The 15,325-nt window shown below is 56.3% G+C and carries 15 protein-coding genes; 11 read left to right on the top strand and 4 right to left on the bottom strand.

The window, feature by feature from the left end:
• Positions 1 to 34 precede the first annotated feature (34 nt).
• On the bottom strand, positions 35 to 529 hold the full coding sequence (gene alaE / locus ACJJH9_RS18255; RefSeq protein ID WP_444923607.1) for an L-alanine exporter AlaE: 495 nt from the start codon (positions 527 to 529) through the stop codon (positions 35 to 37).
• A 242-nt stretch (positions 530 to 771) separates the two neighbouring features.
• On the opposite strand from alaE, the gene ACJJH9_RS18250 reads away from it, so the two are divergent.
• Positions 772 to 1,323: a PadR family transcriptional regulator gene (locus ACJJH9_RS18250; RefSeq protein WP_444887871.1), complete on the top strand. Its 552-nt coding sequence runs from the start codon at positions 772 to 774 to the stop codon at positions 1,321 to 1,323.
• Positions 1,324 to 1,383: 60 nt separating this feature from the next.
• Here ACJJH9_RS18250 and ACJJH9_RS18245 read toward each other — a convergent pair whose 3' ends face one another.
• Together ACJJH9_RS18245 and ACJJH9_RS18240 are read right to left on the bottom strand one after the other, a co-directional pair.
• Positions 1,384 to 2,529, bottom strand: a complete 1,146-nt coding sequence (locus ACJJH9_RS18245) for a beta-ketoacyl-ACP synthase III (RefSeq protein WP_444891486.1) — start codon at positions 2,527 to 2,529, stop codon at positions 1,384 to 1,386.
• A gap of 166 nt (positions 2,530 to 2,695) precedes the next feature.
• Positions 2,696 to 3,385 (bottom strand): ComF family protein, encoded by a 690-nt coding sequence (locus tag ACJJH9_RS18240; RefSeq protein WP_444923606.1) that lies wholly within the window; start codon positions 3,383 to 3,385, stop codon positions 2,696 to 2,698.
• 164 nt (positions 3,386 to 3,549) lie between these two features.
• On the opposite strand from ACJJH9_RS18240, the gene bioB reads away from it, so the two are divergent.
• From bioB to bioC, 3 genes are read left to right on the top strand one after another with little or no spacing between them, the layout of a single operon-like run.
• Positions 3,550 to 4,599: a biotin synthase BioB gene (gene bioB / locus ACJJH9_RS18235; RefSeq protein WP_444888898.1), complete on the top strand. Its 1,050-nt coding sequence runs from the start codon at positions 3,550 to 3,552 to the stop codon at positions 4,597 to 4,599.
• Positions 4,596 to 5,789 (top strand): 8-amino-7-oxononanoate synthase, encoded by a 1,194-nt coding sequence (bioF, locus tag ACJJH9_RS18230; protein WP_444923605.1) that lies wholly within the window; start codon positions 4,596 to 4,598, stop codon positions 5,787 to 5,789. The genes bioB and bioF overlap by 4 nt, the downstream gene beginning before the upstream one ends.
• A complete protein-coding gene (bioC, locus tag ACJJH9_RS18225; protein ID WP_444923604.1) occupies positions 5,786 to 7,333 on the top strand; it encodes a malonyl-ACP O-methyltransferase BioC in 1,548 nt (515 codons plus the stop codon). Before bioF ends, bioC begins: the two co-directional genes overlap by 4 nt.
• Here bioC and ACJJH9_RS18220 read toward each other — a convergent pair.
• Positions 7,324 to 7,812 carry a L,D-transpeptidase family protein gene (locus ACJJH9_RS18220; protein ID WP_444923603.1) on the bottom strand — a complete coding sequence of 163 codons (489 nt, stop codon included), beginning with the start codon at positions 7,810 to 7,812 and terminating at the stop codon, positions 7,324 to 7,326. The two genes, bioC and ACJJH9_RS18220, sit on opposite strands and share 10 nt — an antisense overlap.
• 228 nt (positions 7,813 to 8,040) lie before the next feature.
• Between ACJJH9_RS18220 and bioD the strand changes: the two genes are divergently transcribed.
• The 7 genes from bioD (at position 8,041) to creD (ending at position 15,284) form a co-directional block, all read left to right on the top strand.
• Complete coding sequence (gene bioD, locus ACJJH9_RS18215) at positions 8,041 to 8,733, top strand: dethiobiotin synthase (protein WP_444923602.1); 693 nt, start codon at positions 8,041 to 8,043, stop codon at positions 8,731 to 8,733.
• Positions 8,734 to 8,850: 117 nt separating this feature from the next.
• Entirely contained in the window at positions 8,851 to 10,632 is a 1,782-nt protein-coding gene (locus ACJJH9_RS18210) for an acyl-CoA dehydrogenase C-terminal domain-containing protein (RefSeq protein ID WP_444923601.1), read from the top strand.
• A 111-nt stretch (positions 10,633 to 10,743) separates the two neighbouring features.
• Positions 10,744 to 10,935 carry a DUF3094 family protein gene (locus tag ACJJH9_RS18205; RefSeq protein ID WP_252084312.1) on the top strand — a complete coding sequence of 64 codons (192 nt, stop codon included), beginning with the start codon at positions 10,744 to 10,746 and terminating at the stop codon, positions 10,933 to 10,935.
• 10 nt (positions 10,936 to 10,945) lie between these two features.
• Positions 10,946 to 11,614, top strand: a complete 669-nt coding sequence (locus ACJJH9_RS18200) for a nitroreductase family protein (protein WP_444923600.1) — start codon at positions 10,946 to 10,948, stop codon at positions 11,612 to 11,614.
• Between the two features lie 59 nt (positions 11,615 to 11,673).
• Positions 11,674 to 12,360 (top strand): two-component system response regulator CreB, encoded by a 687-nt coding sequence (gene creB / locus ACJJH9_RS18195; protein WP_444923599.1) that lies wholly within the window; start codon positions 11,674 to 11,676, stop codon positions 12,358 to 12,360.
• A 1-nt stretch (position 12,361) separates the two neighbouring features.
• A complete protein-coding gene (gene creC, locus ACJJH9_RS18190; protein WP_444899200.1) occupies positions 12,362 to 13,786 on the top strand; it encodes a two-component system sensor histidine kinase CreC in 1,425 nt (474 codons plus the stop codon).
• Positions 13,787 to 13,910: 124 nt separating this feature from the next.
• Entirely contained in the window at positions 13,911 to 15,284 is a 1,374-nt protein-coding gene (gene creD, locus ACJJH9_RS18185; protein ID WP_444923598.1) for a cell envelope integrity protein CreD, read from the top strand.
• The last annotated feature ends 41 nt before the right edge of the window (positions 15,285 to 15,325 follow it).

Raw genomic sequence — 15,325 nt, 5'->3', positions numbered from 1 at the left:
TCTCTCGTAATGCTCAATCGAGTATTGGTGCCCCTTAGATGGCGCGTCTGCCCAGCAGGGGAACCAGCGTATTAATCCACACTCGGCGCACCCAGTCGAGATAAATTCCATAAGGCCGCCCCAAGGCGCCTGCGATCAGCATAAAAGTGATACTGGCTGTGGCAATTTCGTCCCAGCTGGCACCGCCTAGGCGCATATTGGCCATATATAGGGGAAACTGGAAGCTGAGGAAGACAAAGGTGTCTACCAAGTAAGCATTTACAAAACCGCCGCCACCAAAGCGGTTCACAATCCAGCTGCGGTACCTGCTGAAAGGGCGAGCGATCAATGTATTGAACACCAGAGCCATCAGACGCACTTTCAGGTGCTCACTCCAGCTCATACCTGCCAACACCAGCTCGATGGGGATCGCCACGGCCCAGGAAAAACTGTTCATGGCGAAGATATCGAGCAGGAAATCCCAGCGTCGCGAGTTGGGTGCGGCTGGTTCGGCGTCGGGGCCGGATGGTGTTAATGCGGGCGCGGACATGGAGCAGACAACCTCTTGAACCTCGAGCCGCCATATCAAGATGGCGGCAGGCCGGCGATTATATCTCCAAATTGCGTAAATGCTAGCCTTGCATCTCGACTGGTGAGGTCTGCCGAGATAAACGTCCTACTAATTATTAGAAAATTAATCTAATTATCTTATTGGCCTGACGCGCCTCCTGGTCACGATGGCGCCGCAGAGGTTAATATGCAACTCTTTGCATAAGACGAATCGGAGCCGCCATGTCCCTGCGCTATGCCGTACTCACCCTGCTGGATATAGAGCCCGGCAGTGGCTACGACCTAAAGCGCCGCTTCGAGCGCAGTGTTTCCCATTTCTGGAGCGCCAGCCACCAGCAGATGTATCGGGAGCTGCACAAGTTGCACGACGAAGGATTGCTGGATTGCGAGGAGCAACCGCAGGAGGGCAAACCGGACAAAAAGGTCTACAGCCTCACCGACAAGGGGCGTGCGGAGCTGCGCGATTGGGTAATTCAGCCAGCGGCACCACAGAAGATTCGCGAACCCTTTTTAGTGCGTATGTTTGCCGGCCACCATTTGAGCCAAGAGGAGTTGCGCTCGGCTCTCAATGATCAGCTGCACAGGCACCGAGGGCTGTTGGAGAATTATCGGGAACAAAATGAGCGGGTGCTTAAGAGTGACCCCGCCCTGCAGGAGCGCTATTGGCTGGCCCACCAGACGCTGCTGTTAGGCATAGAGGCGGAGAAAACCTGGATCAACTGGGCGGAAAATATGCTGCAGCAACTGGAACAAAAATGTGAAGAGAGCAGTTAAAAAAACCGGGCGATGCCCGGTTTTTTGTGTCTATGGTGCGGAAATAAGTCGAGCGCTAAATTATAAAGCGACTTTCTCCACTACCAGGCTGCCGATAGAGTAGCCTGCGCCAAAGGAACAGATAATTCCGCGCTCACCTACTTGCAGGTCATCGCTGTGCAGATTGAAGGCGATGACAGAACCGGCGCTAGCGGTATTCGCGTAGCGGTCCAGCACTACCGGGGCGCGTTCTGCGCTGGCTTCATCACCCATCAGTTTCTTGGCGATCAGATTATTCATGTTGATGTTGGCCTGGTGTAACCAGTAGCGGCTTACTTCGCGGGGATCTGTGCCGCTCTCCCCTAGGTGCTCCTCAATATGGGCGGCGGCCATGGGGCAGACTTCCTTGAATACCTTGCGGCCGTTCTGGCGGAACAACTTGCCGGGGCCGAAAGGGTCCACATCGGCAGCGCGCGCAGCATAGCCGAAGTTGGAGCGGATATTGTTGGAGTAGACGGTCTTGGCCTTGGTGCCGAGGATTTCCCAGGCAGTGTCTACGCTGCAGGTCTCGCGGCGCTCGATCACACTGGCGACCGCCACATCTCCGAAGATGAAATGACTGTCGCGATCGGTAAAGTCCACTTGCGGTGAGGCCAATTCAGAATTGATCACCAGTACGGTGCGTGCGGCGCCGGAACAGATGGCATCTACCGCGCGCTGTAGAGAAAATGTTGCCGAGGAGCAGGCGACTTCCATATCGAAAGCGAATCCATCGATGCCGAGGGCGCCCTGAATTTCGATGGCAATGGCGGGATAGGCGCGTTGCATATAGGAGGCGCCAACAATCACCATGTCGACATCGGAGGCCTGTTTATTGGCTTTCTCAAGCGCCAGTTTGGCGGCTTTTAGCCCCATCTCCGCCTGAACACACAGGTCGTCGTCATTGCGCTCGGGAATAAAGGGGCGCATGCGCGCGGGATCGAGAATTCCTTCACGGGTCACCACATAGCGGCTCTTGATACCGGAGGCCTTTTCGATAAATTCCGCAGAGGATTGTGGCTTGGGCTGCAGTTCGCCGGATTCAATTGCTTGAGCGTGCTCCAGGTTGTACTGCTTGGCGTAGCTATTGTAGGCGTCTACCAGCTCTTCGTTGCTGATCGCTTCCGGTGGGGTCCACAGGCCGGTGCCGCTGATGACAATGCCCCGTGGCAACTTGTGTTCACTCATCGCTGAATCCCTGGCTCGCAGCAAAACACCTGCGAGCAATTAGTCACTGATTAAAACCTTAGCCTTTAGCGGTGCCGGCTTGTTTGGGATTTATCTGCCAGAACGGCAAGGCAAGTTATTGTGACGTCTCTGTGACTGCCGGTCTATCTGCGGTCGCGCCGAAGAGTCATGGCGTTCTGGCCAAAACGAACGCACTGACCTTGTGTGCACCAGCTTTCAGGAGTATCTGTGCCGCCGCCTCCAGGGTGGCTCCGGTAGTCAGGACATCGTCCACCAGCCCGATATGCATTCCTTCAACGGATTCACGCAGGGCAAAACTTTGCAGTAGGTTGCGTAGGCGTTGTTGCCGGCGCAGCTGCGACTGGGTGCGGGTGGCGCTAGTTTTGCGCAACAGTCGCGCTTGCACCGGCAAATGCCATTGCTTTCCCAACTCGCTCGCGATCAGTTGCGCTTGATTGTATCCGCGTTGCCAGTAGCGCTGCCAGTGGAGAGGAATGGGGGCGAGTAAGTCGGGGGGCTCGTTGTGTGGGACTATTGAAGTGGCGGCAAGTTGCGCCAGGCTATGGCCGGCGGCCAGGTCGCGTTGGTACTTGAAGCGCTGGATTAGCTGGTTCACCGGAAAGGCATACTGCCAGGCGGCCTGAACCCTCTGGCAGTGCGGCGGCTGGCGCAAACAACTGGGGCACAGGCGTGCGCTGGAGGCCAACGGCAGCGCACAGCTTTCACAAGCCTGGCCCAGATAGGGCAGGTCTCGGATACAGCTGGCACAGATACCAAAGTCACCGGCTCTATCACCGCACAGCAAGCACTGCGTCAGGTAGCGGGAGAGTCGAGCTGAAATCAGGCTGTAAACCATAAGAGAGCTTCTGAGTTGACAGCAGGTGGGGCCTGGCTAAACTGGCCAGTCTGTTTGGTCGAGTTTGCCACTGCTGTCTTCTGCAGTCACCCCGCCCGAATACATAAAAACAGCACCCCAACTCCAGTAACAGAGAGAGTAAGCTTGTGACTGCAGCCCAGACTATGCCCGCCGCCGATATCCGCCACGACTGGACCCGTCAGCAGGTTCTGGATCTCTTCGCTATGCCATTTAGCGATCTGATGTTTACCGCGCAGCAGGTTCACCGGACACACTTCGATCCCAATCGGGTCCAGGTCAGCACCCTCTGTTCCATTAAGACCGGCGCCTGCCCGGAAGATTGCGCCTACTGCCCGCAGAGCGCCCGTTACGATACTGGGCTGGAGCGGGAAAAATTGATGAAAGTGGAGAAGGTGTTGGAAGAAGCTCGCGCGGCCAAGGCTGGCGGCGCCACTCGCTTCTGTATGGGAGCTGCCTGGCGCTCACCCAAGAAAAAAGATATGCCTTACGTTACCCAGATGGTGCGCGAAGTGAAAGCACTGGGTATGGAAACCTGTATGACCTTGGGGATGTTGAATGATGACCAGGCGCAGGAATTAGCTGATGCCGGGCTCGATTACTACAACCACAATCTGGATACCTCACCGGAGTATTACGGCGAGATTATTACCACCCGCACCTACCAGGATCGGCTGCAGACACTGGGGCGCGTGCGTGCCGCCGGTATGAAAGTCTGCGCCGGCGGTATCGTCGGTATGGGCGAGGGCGACAAGGACCGCGCCGGCCTGCTGATGCAACTGGCCAACCTGCCTGAACACCCCGAGTCGGTGCCCATCAATATGTTGGTAAAAGTAGCTGGTACTCCGCTGGAGCAGGAAAAGGACTTAGATCCCTTCGAATTTATTCGCTGCATCGCCGTAGCGCGCATTATGATGCCCAAGTCCCATGTGCGCCTGTCCGCCGGGCGCGAACAGATGAGCGATGAGATGCAGTCTATGGCTTTCCTCGCCGGCGCCAACTCCATCTTCTACGGCGAGAAGCTGCTGACCACCGCCAACCCCGAGGCCAACAAGGATATGCAGCTGTTCTCCCGCCTGGGTATCCAGCCGGAGGAGTATCAGCAGTACGCCGATGAGAGCGCAGTGGAAGCGGAGCTGAATGCACAGATTACCGAGCAGCAAAACGACGCTTTCTTTTACGATGCGGCCAAATGACCCTGGATAAAACCCTGCGCCAGCGTCTCGATGAGCGGCATCGGGACAATCTTTATCGCCAGATTAAAACTCTGGAAGCGGCGCCCAGCCCCATCGCTGTAGTGGATGGGCGAAAGCTGCTGACCTTTAGTAGTAACGATTACCTGGGACTGGCAAGCCACTCAGAAGTTATCCGTGCCCAGCAGGCCGGTGCTGAGCTGGGCGCCGGTGCCACCGCTTCCCATTTGGTTAACGGCCACCTTCAAGTCCATCAACAATTGCAACAGAGCCTTGCCGAAGTCACCGGACGCGAGGCCGCACTGGTTTTTTCCAGTGGTTATATGGCCAATGTGGGGACACTCTGTGCGTTGCTGGGCCGCGCGGACAATGTTATTTCCGACAAGCTCAACCACGCCTCCCTGATAGACGGCGCGCGCTTGTGTGGCGCCAACAGTTTACGTTTTGCCCACAACGATCCAGTTGCCCTGCGCCGCCAGCTGCAAAGGGCGGCCGCACGCGGTGGCAATACTCTGGTGGCGGTAGATGGGGTCTACAGTATGGACGGCGACAGGGTTCAATTGGCGGAGATTGCTGCCCTGTGTTGGGAATTTGATGCCTGGCTGATGGTGGATGAAGCCCACGGCTTTGGAGTGATGGGGAGTGAACAGCTGCCCCTTGCCGGCAGCTGCGCGGCCGCCGGTCTCGGCCAGGATGAAGTGCCGGTACTGATGGGTACGCTGGGAAAGGCCGCCGGCAATGCAGGTGCCTTTGTGGCCGGCTCGCGTATGTTGATCGATTTTTTGGTGCAGTTTGCACGGCCTTATATTTATACCACCGGTATGCCGCCGGCAGTGGCGGCAGGTTGTATTGCCGCAATTGAACTGATGCGCAATGCGCCCGAGTTGAACCAGCGTCTGCAGGCGAATATCACTTACTTCCGCCGGCGTGCGGCGCAAGCGAATTTACCTCTGACGGATTCATCCAGTGCGATTCAACCACTCCTGTTGGGCTGTGAAGAAACTGTGATGACTGTGTCCAAAAAGTTGGAGCAACGTGGCTTTCTAGTGGGCGCTATTCGCCCACCTACCGTGCCCAGAGGTACCGCTCGCCTGAGAATCACCCTGAGTGCCTCCCATAACCACAGCCAAATTGATACTTTGGTAGATGCCCTCGTAGCTGTGCTTCAGGAAAAAATAGCGGTGCCTTTGTGATTGAGATAGAGAACCTGGTATTCCTGCACGGTTGGGGGGGAGATAAAGGGCCCTGGCTGCCCCTACTCGAAGCGGTGCGTGAACAACTGGCACAACCTTTGACTTGTATCGAATTACCGGGGTGTGGGGAGCGTAGCGGCGAGCCCTGGCCACAATTAGAGTCACTTTTACAACGGCTGTATAACGAACTGCCTAATAACTGTGTTTTGGTTGGGCACTCTCTCGGAGGCATGTTGGCCCTGCAGTTGGCGGCCAGACCGGGACAGAAAAAAATCCTCGGTGTTGTCACCATCTCTGCCAATGCCTGTTTTGTGGAGCGGGACAACTGGCCGGGTATGCAGCGGCGTGTTTTTGAGAGATTTCGCAGGGCCTTTGTGCAGGACCCCTACGCAATCTGGGAGCGCTTTTGTGCCCTGCAGTCCCATGGTGACAGTGCCATGCGCGACCTGCTCAAACAGCTGAAAGAGCGCCGGCCCAATATCAATGCCGAAGCCTGGAAGCGGGCCCTGGACTGCCTGGCGGGTTTGGATAATCGCCATTTACTGCAGACACTCAAAGTCCCCTCTCTGCACCTGTTTGGCAAGCGGGATGCCCTGGTGCCCCAAGCTGCCGTAGAGGAGATCCAGGGCTGTGGTGCAGCGGTAGAGGTGATTGAGGGGTGTGGTCATAAACCGCATTTATCTCAGCCGCGTCAAGTGGCAGAGCGATTGCGGCATTTTGTCGAGAGCCTGTCTCCCTCTGATAGCGGTACTTCCGAGCCCTTCGATAAATCTGCAGTGGCGCGTTCTTTTGGTCGCGCCGCCGCCAGTTATGACGACTGCGCCCATATACAGAGGGCGGTGTGCCGGCAGTTGATGAAAATGGCAGATCGTCACTGGACGCCACGCACGATTGTTGACCTTGGTAGCGGCACTGGCTTTGGTAGTGAATTGCTGCGCCAACATTTTCCCGAGGCACGGATTATCGCCTTGGATCTGGCGGAAGATATGTTGCGCTACGCCCGCATAGAGCGCCCCCAGGCTGATGATTATATTGTTGCGGATGCGGAACAGCTGCCCCTAGCAGATGACAGCGTGGATCTGGTGTTTTCCAGTATGGCGCTGCAGTGGTGCTATCGCTTGCCACAGCTGTTTACCGAGTTGCGTCGGGTCCTCTCTCCAGAGGGATTCTGCCTGGTGGCGACACTGGGGCCGGGCACGCTGGCAGAGTTGCGTAATAGCTGGGCCCAGGTGGATGGCGATATACACGTCAATCGTTTCCTTCCCCTGGCAAAGTGGCGTGAAGCGGCGGTGCAGTCGCAACTGAATGGTGAGGTGCTCGATGAGCAGCGCCTGTTGTATTTCGATAGCCTGCGCCAGCTGATGAAGGAATTAAAAGGTGTGGGAGCACACAATATTAATCGTGCCGCTAAGCGGGGGATGACTGGGCGCGCCAGGTTACAGAAACTGGCCGAAGCCTATGAAGGCCTCAGGCAGCCCAGAGGGCTGCCGGTAAGCTACGAGGTCATCTATATGAAGCTGGCCTGTGGACTCGATCAGGGGTAGATATCGATGGGGATCGGGGTTTTCACCAGTGCCCAGATCTCGTCCATTTCCCGGTTGGAGGCCACCGCGATACAGCCATCGGTCCAGTTATTGCGGCGCAGGTGTCTCTCCATATAGGACCACTCGGGCTTGATGCCGTGGATCATGATATCGCCGCCAGGGCTGACCCCCATTTTGGCTGCCCGCGCACGGTCCTGTTTATTTGGATAGGACACATGAATGGAGCGGTAGAAGCGACTTTTAGGGTTTTTCCAGTCGAGGGTATAGCGCCCTTCGGGGGTGCGTTCATCTCCCTCGCGGACCTTGTGTCCTCTGGGATTATCGCCGAAGGAGACGGTGTAGCTTTTCACTACCCGGCCGTCGCGAATCAGCTGCATCAGCTTCTTCGACTTGTACACAACAACATGATCGACAGGAGTTACTTTTGCTGAGGCGAGCAGAGGCATCGCCAGCAACAGGGCAAGAGTCAGGTATCGCATGGTCTCTAAGCTGCTTGAATGTTTTCAGTTATTTCGAGATTTCCCGCGTCCCTGCAGAGCAGTTTCCCCTTTTGAGGGAATTATTTTGTGAGCGCGGCCCCGTGCCTTTGTTATCAGTGCTTGGCTTGATTTGTTCAAAATCTGCGCTACACGACTAAATTATCATCAAGTGGCTGGCGTGAAAAGTCACCACAAGAAAAAATTTGAACTTTTTGAATAGGGGAGGCCTTGGTCTTGGGCAGAAGTTATTTTGTAGCCGGTACCGATACCGAAGTGGGCAAGACCTTTGTCAGTGCGGCCCTACTCACAGCGGCCGTGAATGTGGGATTGCAAACCGCAGCGGTAAAACCGGTGGCCTCCGGTTGTGAGCAAACTGAATATGGGCTGCGCAATGAGGATGCCTTGCTGTTACAGGAGGCCATGACTCTGCAGCTGCCTTACCAGCAGGTGAACCCTTTTGCACTGGAACCGGCAATCGCCCCCCATATCGCCGCCATAGAGGCGGGTAAGCAGCTCAACGTATCGCGCATGGCTGGAGTCTGCCGCGGTGTGATGTGTGCCGGCGCTGATCTGGTGTTAATCGAGGGGGCTGGCGGCTGGCGCACACCCCTGGGTCCCAGAGCCTTTCTTTCGCAACTGCCGCGGGAGTTGAATACCCCGGTGATTCTGGTGGTGGGTATGCAGCTCGGCTGTATCAACCACGCACTGCTGACCGCTGAGGCGATTCGCCATGATGGGCTGCCTCTGGCAGGTTGGGTGGCCAACTTCGTCCGTCCGGGCATGGCGCGGGCCGAGGAAAACCTGGCCACCCTTGAGGCCCTGCTGCCGGCCCCGTTGCTCGGTGTGCTGCCCCACAGCGAGACGCGGGATTACCGAGAAGCGGCGCAACACCTGGATATCCGCCCGCTGATACCCAGCTAAAGCACCTCATCAAAGCATTCTCAGTCGGGCCCGAGAGGGCCCAAATCGGTTGACTTTGTACGCCTTCGGCCCTAGATTCAAACAAGCGTTTGAAACACCTGAATGAGGACCGGGAGCATGGCCGACTACAAGGCGCCACTGCGGGAGATGAACTTCCTGCTGCACGAAGTATTTGCTGCGGAAAAACTCTGGGCGGAACTGCCCGGGTTGGCCGGAGCTGTGGATCGCGAGACCGCAGATGCGATTCTCGAAGAGATGGCCAAGTTGGCTTCCAACACCCTGGATCCGATTAACCGCAGCGGTGACGAAGAGGGCTGTGATTGGAACGATGGTGTTGTGACTACCCCTGCGGGCTTCAAAGAAGCCTACGCCACTTTCTGTGAGGGTGGCTGGGGCGCGCTGTTGGGCAACCCAGAGTACGGCGGTATGGGTATGCCGAAGATGCTGGGCGCTCAGGTCGAGGAAATGATTAACGCCTCCAATATCTCCTTCGCTCTCTACCCGGTACTGACCAACGGTGCCTGTCTGGCGATCGATGCTCATGCCAGTGAAGCGCTGAAACAGAAATTCCTGCCCAAGATGTACGAGGGCACCTGGGCCGGGGCCATGGACCTGACCGAGCCCCACGCCGGCACCGACCTGGGTATTATCCGCACCAAGGCCGAGCCCCGCGAAGACGGCAGTTACAGCATTAGCGGCAGCAAGATCTTTATCACCGGCGGTGACCAGGACTTGTCCGAAAATATAATTCACCTGGTACTGGCCAAGTTGCCGGACGCACCCAAGGGCCCTAAAGGCATTTCCCTGTTCCTGGTGCCGAAGTACAAGGTGAACGAAGACGGCAGCATCGGCGAGAACAATAACGTTAATTGTGGTTCCATTGAACACAAGATGGGCATTAAAGCCTCCGCTACTTGTGCGATGAATTTCGACGGTGCTCAGGGTTGGCTGGTGGGTGAGGAGAACAAGGGCCTCGCCGCTATGTTTACCATGATGAACTACGAGCGCCTGGGTGTGGGTATCCAGGGCCTAGGCGCTTCTGATCGCTCCTACCAGAACGCCCTGGAATACGCCCGTGATCGTATCCAGAGCCGCTCTCCCGCTGGTGCCCAGCAGCCGGAAAAAGCGGCTGACCCGATTATCGTGCACCCCGATGTGCGCCGTATGCTGCTTACCCAGAAAGCGTTGGTCGGCGGCGGTCGCGCCCTATCCACCTACGTGGCACAGTGGCTGGATATTTCCAAGTTCGGCGAAGGTGAAGAGAAGAAAAACGCCGAGGCGCTGGTAGCGTTGCTGACTCCTGTGGCCAAAGCCTTCACCACCGATATGGGCCTCGACTGCACCGTAATCGGCCAGCAGGTCTTCGGCGGCCACGGCTATATCCGCGAGTGGGGCCAGGAGCAGCTGGTGCGCGATGTGCGTATCACTCAGATTTACGAGGGCACCAACGGTATTCAGGCACTGGACCTGGTGGGCCGCAAAACCGTCGCCAGCGGTGGCGCCCTGTTCGAGCTATTTGCCGCGGACGTACAGAAGTTTATCGAAAGCCAGGTTGATCGCGAGGCGATGGCGGAGTTTGTACAGCCGCTGGCAGTCGAGTTGCAGCGCCTGCGCGAGGCCACCGAGAAGATGATCGCAGCCACCAAGGAAGACCCCCACGCGCCGGGTGCGGCTTCGGTGGAATACCTGCACCTGTTTGGCTATGTGGCTTACGCCTTTATGTGGGCCAAGGTGGTTGCAGTAGCGCTGGACAAGCAGGAGGCGGACAGCTTCTACAAGGGCCAAGTGAAAACTGCACGCTTCTATTTTGCGCGCTTACTGCCGCGCACCCAGGCACTCGCCAGCAGCGTCAATGCCGGTAGCGCCACCCTGATGGATCTGGAAGAGGAACTGTTCTAACAGCCCTCTCGGTAGATTCTAAAAAAGCCTCGCCTTGCGGGGCTTTTTTTATGGAGTCGCTTTTCGCTTTCTCCTACACTCGGGAGAAAACAATAAAGAGCGAAACAGCCAATGACCAATATCTCCCAGAAGAGACTCTCCGAGGAAGATCAGGCCCGGGTCGATCAGTATCTGCAAAGCGCGGTCAACCAAGTGGAGCGCAAGCCCTTCCGCCCCTGGTTGTTGTTCGTCATGCTCCTGGTGGTGCTGACCCTGCTGTCGTTGATCAGCGTGTTGATCGCGCAGACCAAAGGCGTGGTGTGAGGGGCTTGCTATGGAGCCCGATAAAAACTTTCAGCCATTGGATTTTACTTGCCTTGACGATGACGAGATGCGCCGTCGCGCAGGGGACTTTTTCCGTTTGATGCGCCGGCGCCGCTCGGTGAGGGAATTCTCAGTTAAACCTGTGCCCCGCGAGGTTATCGAAGACGCCGTGCGTGCCGCCGGTAGCGCTCCCAGCGGGGCCAATATGCAGCCGTGGCATTTTGTCGTCGTTGAAAATGCCGAGGTTAAACGACGTATTCGCCTGGCCGCGGAAGAGGAAGAGCGCGAGTTTTACCAGCGCCGTGCCTCAGAGGAATGGCTCAACGCATTGGAACCCCTGGGCACAGATGCGCACAAGCCTTTTCTTGAAACGGCGCCCTACCTGATTGCAATTTTTCTGAAGAAGTTTTCCAGTGCGGAAAATGGTGAGCGATTAAAAAACTATTACACCGCAGAATCGGTAGGTATCGCCACAGGCATATTGATTGCTGCCCTGCATAATGCCGGTGTGGCGACCCTGACGCACACCCCCAGTCCAATGAAATTTCTCAATGAAATTCTTGGTCGCCCTATACAGGAAAAACCCTATATGATTCTGGTGGCTGGGTTGCCCGCTGAAGGTGCTCAGGTGCCAGCTATCGGCAGAAAACCCTTGGATGAAATTACTGATTTTATTTGAGTTACCGCTTTCCGCGCGGCAAAAATAGATACACTGGTGGAATTTGAGCTTAGGGTTCCATGCCAAGAATATTGATCGTCGAGGACGAAGGCGCAATAGCCGATACCCTGATTTATGCGCTGCAGGCCGAGGGTTTTACCACTCACTGGCTGGCGCTTGCCGGCGAGGCATTAGCACTGCTGAAGAGTGAGTCTTTCGACTTGGTGATTCTGGATGTGGGACTGCCGGATATCAGTGGCTTCGAAGCCTGTAAACAATTGCGACGCTTCTCCGAAGTGCCGGTGATTTTTCTCACTGCGCGCAACGGGGAAATAGACAGGGTTGTAGGGCTTGAAATTGGCGCTGATGATTATGTAGTGAAACCTTTCAGCCCGCGCGAGGTGGCAGCGCGGGTCAAGGCCATCCTCAAAAGGGTGGCGCCACGCCCAGAGAGAGTAAAGCTATCTGAGGCTAAAGGCCCTTTCCGTATCGATTCGGCGAGTTACCAAATCCTCTTCCACGAACAGTTATTGCCCCTGACCCGCCACGAGTACCGCCTATTGGAAACCCTGCTGGCCCAGCCCGGAAGGGTGTTTTCCCGTGCACAATTGCTCGATGCTTTGGGGGTGGCTTTGGAAGTGGGGTATGAGCGCAATGTCGACAGCCATATCAAAGGGCTGCGGGCAAAAATTCGCGAGATAGCGCCAGACTCCAAGCCAATCCAAACCCATCGCGGCCTCGGATATAGTTGTTGCCCGGAGCAATAATATGCCGCTCGGGATACGCATTTTTGCCGTCTATTTCCTGTTTGTAGGGCTGGCCGGTTGGTTTGTATTGGGCACGGTGATGGATGAGATTCGCCCCGGCGTGCGCCAGTCCACTGAGGAAACCCTGGTGGATACCGCTAATCTATTGGCGGAAATCCTGCGCGACCCGGTGATCGCCGGTAACTTGGCTCAAAGTCATTTACCCGAAGTGCTTAAAGCCTATGGTCGTCGCCGCCCGGAGGCGAGTATCTGGGGGTATACCAAGAGCCAGGTCAATCACCGCATCTATGTCACCGATGCCAACGGTACAGTATTACTTGACTCCAGTGGCCTCGCGGTGGGGCGGGACTACTCCCGTTGGAACGATGTTTATCTGACCTTGCGTGGCGATTACGGTGCCCGATCCACCCGCGAAGACCCCAATAATCCAGATTCTTCCGTCATGTATGTGGCGGCGCCAATCCGCGATGGCGAACAGATTATCGGCGTGGTTTCGGTAGCCAAGCCCAATCAAACCTTGCAGCCCTATATCGAGCGTTCGCAGCATCGTTTGATCTGGCAGGGTGCGGGGCTGGTTGTGCTCGGCTTGTTGGTAGGCGCCCTTCTGTCCTGGTGGCTCAGTCGTGCTCTGGGGAAACTAACCGATTATGCCCAGGCTGCCAGTGCGGGCCACAGGGTAAAACCGCCGCAGTTACCCAGTGGAGAGTTGGGGCAGTTGGCTGTGGCGGTAGAGCAGATGCGCAGTGAACTAGAGGGCAGGGACTATGTGGAGCGCTATGTACACACCCTGACTCATGAACTGAAGAGCCCATTGGCGGCCATTCGCGGTGCCGCCGAACTGCTCGATAGTGATATGCCGACCGAACAGCACCAGCGTTTTGTGGGCAACATCCAGCGGGAGGCCGAGCGATTGCAGCAGTTAAGCGAACGGCTGCTGCATCTGGCCCAGGTGGAGCAGCGTCAGGGGCTGGAGGAGCGAGTGGCGATACCGCTGGCGCCGCTCGTTGAGGAGCTAATCGAGGCTCAGCGAGTTCGTATCAGTGCCGCCCAACTGCATGTGGAGCAAGAGCTGGCACCGGCACTGCAGCTGTACGGTGAGCGCTTTCTGCTGCGGCAGGCCCTGGCCAACCTACTGGACAACGCGCTGGATTTTACCCCGGATGGCGGCCTGATTCGCGTCAAAGCCGAATGCTGTGGAGAATGGGTCAAGGTGTGCTTGTTCAATCGGGGCGAGGCAATCCCGGAATATGCCCTAGGGCGCCTTACTGAGCGCTTCTATTCGCTGCCGCGCCCTGGGGGCGGGCGTAAGAGTACTGGACTGGGACTCAATTTTGTTGAGGAGGTGGCGGAGTTACACGGCGGTACTCTGTCGATCCGCAATGTGCCTGGTGGCGTTGAGGTCAGTCTGAATTTGCCCGCAGCCTGATGGGTAAGGTTACTTTCCACTGGCCCCCACACAATCTCCCCAGACTCTCCATATTGCCTCCATCGGCAATCCATACTCGCAGATCAGACTGAGGTTATCGAAATTGGATACCGAGGTCTGAACCATGAACCGAGCCCTGGCTTTTAAATTGGGCGCTATTGCTGTTTTGATTTTGTTGCTTCTTATTCCACTGACCATGATCGATGGCCTGATCAGTGAGCGAAAGCGTTACCAGAGTGATGTGTTAAAGGATATTGCCCGCAGTTCCAGCTTTAACCAGCAAATTATCGGCCCTATTTTAGTGGTGCCCTACGTCAAGAAATACTGGAAGTGGATAACCAATGAAAAAACCGGTGAGAGGCACAAGGAGCAGCGGGAAGAGCGCGGCCACTTGTATTTCCTTCCCGAGCGCTTTGTCTTCGATGCCGACCTGACAACTGAGCGGCGTGCTCGGGGTATCTATGAGGCGCTTCTGTACCACAGCGATAGCAAGGTCAGTGGCTTGTTCCGAGTGCCGGAGAAACTGGGCTTGGGAGCGAATTTGGATCAGTACCGCTTTAGCACGCCTTACTTATCGGTAGGTATCAACGATATTCGCGGTATCCGCAACGATCTGAAATTGCGCTTGAACAACCAGACATTGGAATTTGCCCCGGGCAGTCGTGCACCGATTCTCGGTGATGGTGTGCACGCTATGCTGCCAATGTTGGACTCGGAAGGCGGCCAAACCCTGGCGTTTTCCTTCGATCTCAAACTACAGGGTACCGAGCACTTCAGCCTGGTACCGGTGGGTCGTGACAGTCGTGTCATGATGAGGGCCGATTGGCCGCATCCGAGCTTCTTTGGCAACTTCCTGCCGAGTAGTAGAGATTTAAATGATCAAGGCTTTACTGCGGAATGGCAGACCAGCTTTTTCGCCACCAACTTGGAGGAGATACTGCAGCGCTGTATGGGCAGTGATCATTGTAATAACTTGATTAACAGCCGCTTTGGTGTGAGCTTCCTCGATCCGGTGGATCAGTACCTAAAAACAGATCGCGCGATCAAATATGCATTGCTGTTTATCACCCTGACCTTTGCCACCTTCTTCCTATTTGAAATACTCAAGCGCCTGGCAGTGCATCCGGTGCAGTATGCCTTGGTGGGCTTGGCATTGGCGTTGTTTTACCTGCTGCTGTTGTCTCTGGCGGAGCATATCGCTTTCGTCAAAGCCTACATAATTTCCGCTGCAGCCTGTGTGGGCCTAATTGGTTTTTATGCCAGCGCGGTGTTGCGCAGTTGGCAGCGCGGTCTGGGTTTCGCCGGGTTGTTGGCCGCCCTATATGCACTCTTGTATGGTTTGCTCAGCGCTGAGGACTACGCTCTGTTGATGGGCTCGCTGTTAGTGTTCGGGGTGCTTGGCTGCACTATGGTACTGACTCGTCAACTGGACTGGTACAACGTCGGGCGCAGCCCTACCCAGAGGGGCGGCGAGCCCGGTGGAGACGAACAATCGTAAGCTGGGATAAATCACTTCGGGGTGGTATGTAACCGCCCCGT

Source organism: Microbulbifer mixtoriginis (SeqCode) (assembly GCF_052466715.1).
This window is presented reverse-complemented; position numbering and strand designations above follow the sequence as displayed.

Coding starts and splice junctions, on each gene's coding strand:
- bioB (WP_444888898.1), top strand. CDS start 3,550: ATGCCCGCCGCCGATATCCGCCACGACTGGACCCGTCAGCAGGTTCTG.
- ACJJH9_RS18245 (WP_444891486.1), bottom strand. CDS start 2,529: ATGAGTGAACACAAGTTGCCACGGGGCATTGTCATCAGCGGCACCGGC.
- bioF (WP_444923605.1), top strand. CDS start 4,596: ATGACCCTGGATAAAACCCTGCGCCAGCGTCTCGATGAGCGGCATCGG.
- creD (WP_444923598.1), top strand. CDS start 13,911: ATGAACCGAGCCCTGGCTTTTAAATTGGGCGCTATTGCTGTTTTGATT.
- ACJJH9_RS18205 (WP_252084312.1), top strand. CDS start 10,744: ATGACCAATATCTCCCAGAAGAGACTCTCCGAGGAAGATCAGGCCCGG.
- ACJJH9_RS18250 (WP_444887871.1), top strand. CDS start 772: ATGTCCCTGCGCTATGCCGTACTCACCCTGCTGGATATAGAGCCCGGC.
- alaE (WP_444923607.1), bottom strand. CDS start 529: ATGTCCGCGCCCGCATTAACACCATCCGGCCCCGACGCCGAACCAGCC.
- creB (WP_444923599.1), top strand. CDS start 11,674: ATGCCAAGAATATTGATCGTCGAGGACGAAGGCGCAATAGCCGATACC.
- ACJJH9_RS18210 (WP_444923601.1), top strand. CDS start 8,851: ATGGCCGACTACAAGGCGCCACTGCGGGAGATGAACTTCCTGCTGCAC.
- ACJJH9_RS18220 (WP_444923603.1), bottom strand. CDS start 7,812: ATGCGATACCTGACTCTTGCCCTGTTGCTGGCGATGCCTCTGCTCGCC.
- ACJJH9_RS18200 (WP_444923600.1), top strand. CDS start 10,946: ATGGAGCCCGATAAAAACTTTCAGCCATTGGATTTTACTTGCCTTGAC.
- creC (WP_444899200.1), top strand. CDS start 12,362: ATGCCGCTCGGGATACGCATTTTTGCCGTCTATTTCCTGTTTGTAGGG.
- ACJJH9_RS18240 (WP_444923606.1), bottom strand. CDS start 3,385: ATGGTTTACAGCCTGATTTCAGCTCGACTCTCCCGCTACCTGACGCAG.